Origin of the sequence: Amycolatopsis sp. NPDC049691 (assembly GCF_040675005.1) — a bacterium.
Lineage (GTDB): Bacteria > Actinomycetota > Actinomycetes > Mycobacteriales > Pseudonocardiaceae > Amycolatopsis.
Window position 1 is genome coordinate 112,375 of record NZ_JBFANX010000030.1, and the last position, 7,024, is coordinate 119,398.

Below are 7,024 nucleotides of genomic sequence, written 5' to 3' on the forward strand. Positions count from 1 at the left end.
GCGGAAGCGGGGGTCAGACGGTGGCCGACAGCGCGACCTCGATGTTGCCGCGGGTCGCGTTGGAGTACGGGCACACCTGGTGGGCCTGCTCGACCAGATGGTCGGCCTGAGCCTGCTCGAGGCCCGGCAGGGAGACGTTCAGCGCGACGCCGAGGCCGAAGCCGACCTCCTGCTTGAGCACGCTGACCTCCGCCGTGACGGTCGAGCCGTTCAGCGGCACCTTGGCCTGGCGCGCGACCAGCTGCAGGGCGCTGTGGAAGCAGGCCGAGTAGCCGGCGGCGAAGAGCTGCTCGGGGTTGGTCTTGTCCCCGCCGGGGCCGCCCATCTCCTTCGGGATGGCCAGCGACTCGTCGATGACGCCGTCGGACGAGGTCACCTCGCCGTTGCGGCCGTCGCCGCGCGCCGTCGCCACCGCGGTGTAGATCGCCTGCCCCATGTTCAGCCTGCCTTCTGTCCCGGACGCTCCACAGCGAGCGTCTCACTGGACACAACATCCCGCACCCGCGGAACGGTGCCCCCACATGGCAGGCGTCACGTGGGTGAGTTACCCGGGCACTCCGAGACAAAACTTCTGTGTTCAATCGGGGCTCCGCCCCGGCCGGGGGCTCCGCCACCCGGAACCCCCGAAAGACTTCATGCGGCGCGCGTCACCGCGAATTCGGCGACCTGTCGCCCGATCAGGCGAAGGGTGCGGACGCTCTTTTCGTCCGACGCGCCACCGCCTTCGTCGAACTTGGTCTCGGCCGAGTTGATCGAACCACCCAGCGGGGTGGCCCAGCCGCGCAGCGCGTGCGTGATCGTGCGGAGCTGCTCGAGCGTCGTGACCGCGGCCTGCCAGCCGTAGGCGACGGCGGCCAGCCCGACCGCGCGGCCGTCGAGGTAGGGGCGCTGGTCGTCGCGCAGGTCTTCGACGTAGTCCAGGGCGTTCTTCACCAGGCCGGACAGCGCGCCGTGGTAGCCCGGCGACACGACGACGAGGCCGTCGGCCTGCCGCACGGCTTCGATGAGGGTGGTGGCGCGCTCGTCGCGGTCCGGCTCGCCGGCGTCGTAGAAGGGCAGCACCAGTTCGGGCCCGGTGAGCATCCGGGTCCGGACACCGACTTCCGCCGCACCGTCGAGCGCGATCCGCAGCGCGCGTTCGGACTGGGAGCCCTCGCGCAGAGAGCCGCCGATCCCGAGCACGTTGATCGTCCTGGCTGAAGTCACGTCTTTCAGGCTAACCCCTCCACTTAAGTGGATATCCAGAGTTTGGGACCGAGGGCCGCATCACAGCTGGACCTGTTACCTACTGACGAGTAACGTCCCGGGCGTACCGAAGCCCAGGAGGCAACGATGGCGATCCCGCTCCCGGTCCGCGCCCAGGCCGCGGCGTCCCAGCTCGCGTTCTGGCTGCCCACGCCGGTGAAACGGGCACTGGCCGGGCGCCCGGTGCGGCTCGACGGCCAGGACCTCGCGCTCGACGCCCAGCTCCTGCTCCGGCTGCAGAAGCTGGCCGGCGCCGAACTGGTGCGAGGGTCGGTGGAGCAGTCACGCGCCCTGCTCGACGCCGGGCGGCAGCTGGTCAGCGGCAAGCCGATCGAGCCGGTCTCGGTGCGTGAGATCGCTGTGCCGACACCAGACGGCGACCTCCCGGCGACGCTGTACACGCCGGTCGGCCTGCCCGAGAAGTCACCGCTACTGGTGTTCTTCCACGGCGGCGGCTGGGTGATCGGGACGCGCGCGAGCCACGACAACGCCGTCCGGTTCCTGGCCAAGCACGCCGGGGTGCGGGTGCTGTCGATCGAGTACCGGCTGGCGCCGGAGTTCCCGTTCCCGGCGGCGACGGAGGACGCGCTCGCGGCGTTCGAGTACGCGGTGGCGAAGGCGAGCGACCTCGGCGCGGACCCGGCGCGCATCGCCGTCGGCGGCGACAGCGCGGGCGGCAACCTCGCGGCGGTCACGGCGCAGCAGGCCGTGCGGCGGGGCGGGCCGGCACCGGCGTTCCAGCTGCTCATCTACCCGGCGACGGACTTCGCGCGGCGGTACCGCTCGCAGGACCTGTTCGCCGAGGACCTGTTCCTGACGGACGTGCACATGAAGTGGTTCGAGGGCCACTACGTGCCGGAGGGCACGGACCTGACCGACCCGCGGCTTTCGCCGCTGCGCGCGGACGACCTGAGCGGCCTGCCGCCGGCCCTGGTCGTCACGGCGGGGTTCGACCCGCTGCGCGACGAAGGTGAGGCATACGCGGAGAAGCTGCGCGAAGCGGGTGTCGAGGTGGCGTTGCGCCGCCACGAGGACCTGATCCACGGGTTCATCAACTTCACCGGCGTGGGCACCCGGTTCCGCGAGGCGCTGGCCGAGACGGCGGGCGCGCTGCGGCAGGGTCTGTCCAAACGGGACTGAACACCGCCGGCGGGACGAACCCGGAGCCCGGCGCGGAGGAATGTCCGCGGCCGGGCTCCGGGCCCCCCTGTTTTTCGGTGGCTACGAACCTGGAACCGGCAACGGCGGCACCGGCAGCGGCGGCACGGGCAGCGAGCCGAGCAGGCCGCCCAGGATGCCGGTGACGGCGCCCAGCAGCGCCTTGAGCAGATCGCTGACGATCTTCAGCGGGCCGGGCAGGTCCGGGATCGGCGGCAGCGGCAGCGGCGGCAGCTGCCGCGGCTTGGCGGTCGGGTCGGCCAGCAGCCGGTTCGACTCGTCGGCGCGGCCCTTGGCCAGGCCGGCGAGCTGCTGGGTGTCGGTCTGGATGGTGTAGCGCTTGCCGGCCACGATGTCCGCGAGCACGGGGCTGAGCTGACCGAGGTCGGCGCGCGTGGCACCGACGTTGCCCGCGTAGGCCACCTTGGTCAGGTCGTCGCGCATCTGGAGCACCTGTGCGGCGAGGGCCTGGGTACTGGAGGAACCCTTGCCCCCGTCCGGGGCCGCCGAGGCGATCCCCGCCATGCCGACCGCCAGCAGACTGCTCGCGGCTACCAGGGCGATCGACCGCCCGAACTTGCCTTTCATTTCCTACCTCCTGGCGTCGAGACCTGACGGGGTAAATCGATACCCCCCGTATCGGAGATAAGCCACCCGATCACCGGTTGGGGATGTTTTCTAACCCTTACGTGCCGGATGCGAAGGCAGCGAACTAGACCGCAATTGATTAACGTCGAAAGCTTGCCCTTCCCCCTGAAGATCATCATGATCGATTCTCCCCGTAACTGCTGGTAGCGGATGTCCACTGTGGAGCATTTGGGTCACTCACGCGGGTGTAAACGGTGATCATTTAGCTTCATCACTCCGTCGGACCGCGTGTCGCGACTGCTCCAGACGGGTCGTCCCCCACGCTCGCACCGCCACCCACACGGTGTTGCCCGAGGTGGGCGCGGGAATGCGAAATCAATTCCGAAATCGGGCAGGGGAAAAACGGGGAAACCGCTTCACGGAGGTGCGGGGGCCCGTGCCGGGAGCCACGGATGGCGCAACGCGCCGGAGCCGGTCGATGCCGCGACCGCGAGCCGGTCGGACCGCCCCTACAGCGGCAGGCCCGCCTCCAGGTGCGCCACCGCGCGGTCCAGCACCGCCAGCGTGTCCAGCTCCGGGTCCGCCGCCGCGCCCACGAACGCGGCCAGCACCACCCCGACCACCGCGCCCGCCCAGTTGCGGACCTCGAAGTCGTCCGCGGCGCGGCCCGTTCGCTGGGCCGCCAGCCCGGCCAGCAGGTCGATCCCCTCGGCGAACTTGTCCATCACCGCCAAGCGCAGTTCCGGCTCGCGGAACACCAGCAGCTGCCGCTGGCGTTCCTGCTCCCACGCCTCGCCCGACAGCTGCTCGCGGATCACGTCCACCGTCGCGCGCAACGCGCCGATCGGGCTGAGCTCGGCCGGCTGGGCCAGCGCCGCCGCGATCAGCAGCGGGTCGAACGGGTCGTACAGCACCGTCTCTTCCTTCGTCGGGAAGTAGCGGAAGAACGTGCTGGGCGAGATCTCCGCCGCCGCCGCGATCTGGTCGACCGTCGTGGCTCCGTAACCCTGCTCGCGGAACAGCCGCAACGCGTGCCGCTGGATCGCGGCGCGCGTCCTGGCCTTCTTGCGTTCCCGCAGCCCCGAGGGCTCACCTGGCGACGACGTCATGCTCCGATTCTCGCGGCCGCGTCTCCGGGGCCGCCCGCCCGGGCAGGAACAGCAGCGCGAGCAGCGCACCGGCCACGCCCAGCCCGGCGCACACCCACAGCGTCGCCGCCATGCCGTCGGTGAACGCCACCCGCGCGGAGCCGGCCAGCGACGGCAGCTGAAGCTTCTCCGCGACGGCCACCGCGGCCGACGCGCTGCCGCGCACCGCGGCCGCCACCGGCGCCGGCAGGCCGCCGACCGCGACACCGTCGCGGTAGACGCCGTTGAGCACCGTGCCGAGCACCGCCACCCCGATCGTGCCGCCGACCTGGCGCAGCACCTGGATCAGCGCCGACCCGGCACCCGAGCGGCCTTCGGTGAGCGCGCCCATCGCCATCGACATCAGCGGCGGCAACGTGCACCCGGTGCCCAGGCCGATGACGCTCTCCCAGGCCACGGTGACGCCGTAGCCGTCCGACGGCGACGTCGTCGAGCCCCACGCCAGCCCGGCCGCGAGCAGCGCGAACCCCGCCGTGACGACCACCCGCACGCCGACCGCGGCGACCAGCCGTTCGGCGATCTTCGCCGACACCAGCATCCCGCCGATCAGCGGCAGCAGCCGCACGCCGGTCTGCAGCGCATCGGCCCCCTGCACCGCCTGGAACAGCTGCGGCAGCACGAACAGCAGGCCCATCAGCGCGAACGACGCCATCGTGGCGAGCACCGCGCCCCAGACGAACCGCGGCTCGCGGAACAACGCCAGGTCGGTGAGCGGCGCGGCCGTGCGCGTCTGGGCCCGGCAGAACACCGCGAGCACCACGGCCCCGAGCGCGATCAGGCCGTACGTCACCGGGTCGGCCCAGCCGTGCTCGCCCGCGTGGACGAAGCCGTACGTCAGCGCGACCAGCCCGGCCGCGGAGAGCGCGATGCCCGTGAAGTCGATCCGGCCCCGCCCGGAGCCGGGCGTGAGCGGCACCAGTACCAGCACCGCGACCAGGCCGACCACGGTCAGCGGGACGTTGATCAGGAACACCGAACCCCACGCGTAGTGGTCGAGCAGCCAGCCCCCGAGCAACGGCCCGAGCGGGATGCCGACGAACGTCGCCATCACCCACGTGGTCAGCGCCTTCGCGCGCTCCTCCGGCGGGAACAGGATGTTGAGCAGCGACAGCGAGAGCGGGATGAGGAACGCGGCGCCGGCGCCGAGCACGACGCGGGCGGCGATCAGCTGGCCGGGCGTGCTCGCGTAGGCGCAGCCCAGCGAGGCCAGCCCGAACAGCGCGAGCGCGCCGAGCAGCAGCTTCTTCGGGCCGAACCGGTCGCCGAGCAGGCCCGCCGGCAGCAGCAGGGCGGCCAGCGCGAGCGTGTACGCGTTGCCGAACCACTGCAGCTGCGTGGTCGTGGCGCCGAGGTCGACGGCGAGCGTCGGCACGGCGACGTTCAGCACCGTCAGGTCGAGACCGACGGTCAGCAGGCTCACCGCGAGCGCTCCGAGCGCCCACCACCTGCGTGGCTGGAGTTGAGTCATAGCGACCCCCAATTGATAGTTACTACCAAATGAGAGTAGCTCTCAAAATCTTCGGACACCAGCGGGAAATAAGTTGCACGCGCGTACCACCTTGGGTTCTCATCGAGGACGTGCCGTTCCAGCCTTACCGCCGGGTCCTGACCGTCCCCCGCGTCCCGTCGACGATGGCGCTGATGTTCCTGGCGCGGCTGCCGATGACCATGAACGGCGTGCTGATGACGCTGTACGTCGTCACCGGGCTGGGCCGGGGCTACGGCGCCGCCGGGCTGGTCGGCGCCGGCGTCACCCTCGGCATGGCCCTCGGCGCGCCGCTGCTGGGCCGCTGCTTCGACCGCTACGGCCTGCGCCCGGTCGTCGCCGTCTGCGGGACCGGCACGACGGTGTTCTGGTTCGCCGCGCCGCACCTGCCCTACGCGGCGCTCGCCGCGGTCGCGGTCCCGGCCGGGATGCTCTCGGTGCCCGCGGGTTCGCTGGCGCGGCAGATCCTGGCCGCGCTCGTCCCGGTCGAGGAGCGCCGCGCGGCGTACTCGCTCGACACGATCTCGATCGAAGCGACGTTCATGATCGGCCCGGCGCTCGGCATCGCGGCGATCACGACGCTCTCCCCGACGTTCACGCTGAGCGCGCTCGGTGCGCTGTTCGGCGGCACGGCGCTGCTGATCTGGCTCGTCGACCCGCCGATCCGCGAAGCCGCCGAGCCCGGCGCCTCCACCGCGCGGCCGCCACTGCGGAGCTGGCTGACCGGCCCGCTCGTGACGACGCTGCTGATCGCGGCCGGCACGCTGTTCGTGCTCGTCGGCACGGAACTGGCGACCCTGGCGACGCTGCGGGCGAACGGCGAGCTCGGCGTGACCGGGCTGGTGATCGCGGTGATGTGCGCCGCGTCGATCGCCGGTGGCATCGTGCACGGCGCCGTGCAGCGGTCGCTGCCGCAGGGCGTGCTGATGCTGCTGCTCGCGCTGCTGGTCGTGCCGGTCGGGCTGGCCGGCCACCCGTGGTGGCTGCTGACGCTGGTGCTGATCCCGACGAACCTGCTCTGCGCGCCGACGCTCGCGGCGACCACCGAGACGGTCACCCGGATCGCCCCGCCCCAGGTCCGCGGCGAGGCGATGGGGCTGCAGGACGCGTCGACGCGGCTCGGCCTGGCGCTCGGCAGCCCGGTGGTCGGCTTCGCGATCGACCACTCGAGCCCGGCGTGGGGCTTCGCCGCGGCCGGCGTCGGCGGCCTGGTGATCGCCTCGGCCGGCCTGCTGCGCCGGCGCGCGCCGGAACCGGCCGCGGAGCCGGTCCCGGCGCTGGCCGAGAGTTAGCCGGTCTGCCGCGGCTCGTCGTGGGGGGTGGGGGGGGGGGGTGGACCCCCCGCCCCCCCCCACCCCCCACGCCCCCCCCCCCGCCCCGCCGGCGGGGGGGTTTTGTT

7 protein-coding genes are annotated in these 7,024 nt (G+C 72.2%); 2 read left to right on the plus strand and 5 right to left on the minus strand.

All coding sequences use genetic code 11. The features are described 5' to 3' along the window. Positions 1–13 precede the first annotated feature (13 nt). On the minus strand, positions 14–436 hold the full coding sequence (locus AB0J40_RS43005; RefSeq protein ID WP_364465598.1) for an organic hydroperoxide resistance protein: 423 nt from the start codon (positions 434–436) through the stop codon (positions 14–16). Between the two features lie 197 nt (positions 437–633). Further along, positions 634–1,206: an NAD(P)H-dependent oxidoreductase gene (locus tag AB0J40_RS43010; RefSeq protein WP_364465600.1), complete on the minus strand. Its 573-nt coding sequence runs from the start codon at positions 1,204–1,206 to the stop codon at positions 634–636. Between the two features lie 126 nt (positions 1,207–1,332). Between AB0J40_RS43010 and AB0J40_RS43015 the strand changes: the two genes are divergently transcribed. Beyond that, positions 1,333–2,385, plus strand: coding sequence for an alpha/beta hydrolase (locus tag AB0J40_RS43015; protein WP_364465602.1), 1,053 nt, complete (start codon positions 1,333–1,335; stop codon positions 2,383–2,385). Positions 2,386–2,466: 81 nt separating this feature from the next. Here AB0J40_RS43015 and AB0J40_RS43020 read toward each other — a convergent pair whose 3' ends face one another. From AB0J40_RS43020 to AB0J40_RS43030, 3 genes are all read right to left on the minus strand, one after another. Further along, positions 2,467–2,991 (minus strand): hypothetical protein, encoded by a 525-nt coding sequence (locus AB0J40_RS43020; protein WP_364465604.1) that lies wholly within the window; start codon positions 2,989–2,991, stop codon positions 2,467–2,469. 509 nt (positions 2,992–3,500) lie between these two features. Then, on the minus strand, positions 3,501–4,100 hold the full coding sequence (locus AB0J40_RS43025; RefSeq protein ID WP_364465606.1) for a TetR family transcriptional regulator: 600 nt from the start codon (positions 4,098–4,100) through the stop codon (positions 3,501–3,503). Continuing rightward, entirely contained in the window at positions 4,081–5,559 is a 1,479-nt protein-coding gene (locus tag AB0J40_RS43030; RefSeq protein WP_364465608.1) for a DHA2 family efflux MFS transporter permease subunit, read from the minus strand. The genes AB0J40_RS43025 and AB0J40_RS43030 overlap by 20 nt, the downstream gene beginning before the upstream one ends. A 221-nt stretch (positions 5,560–5,780) precedes the next feature. Between AB0J40_RS43030 and AB0J40_RS43035 the strand changes: the two genes are divergently transcribed. Beyond that, positions 5,781–6,917 carry an MFS transporter gene (locus AB0J40_RS43035; RefSeq protein WP_364465635.1) on the plus strand — a complete coding sequence of 379 codons (1,137 nt, stop codon included), beginning with the start codon at positions 5,781–5,783 and terminating at the stop codon, positions 6,915–6,917. The last annotated feature ends 107 nt before the right edge of the window (positions 6,918–7,024 follow it).

Coding starts and splice junctions, on each gene's coding strand:
- AB0J40_RS43005 (WP_364465598.1), bottom strand. CDS start 436: ATGGGGCAGGCGATCTACACCGCGGTGGCGACGGCGCGCGGCGACGGC.
- AB0J40_RS43015 (WP_364465602.1), top strand. CDS start 1,333: ATGGCGATCCCGCTCCCGGTCCGCGCCCAGGCCGCGGCGTCCCAGCTC.
- AB0J40_RS43020 (WP_364465604.1), bottom strand. CDS start 2,991: ATGAAAGGCAAGTTCGGGCGGTCGATCGCCCTGGTAGCCGCGAGCAGT.
- AB0J40_RS43025 (WP_364465606.1), bottom strand. CDS start 4,100: ATGACGTCGTCGCCAGGTGAGCCCTCGGGGCTGCGGGAACGCAAGAAG.
- AB0J40_RS43035 (WP_364465635.1), top strand. CDS start 5,781: ATGTTCCTGGCGCGGCTGCCGATGACCATGAACGGCGTGCTGATGACG.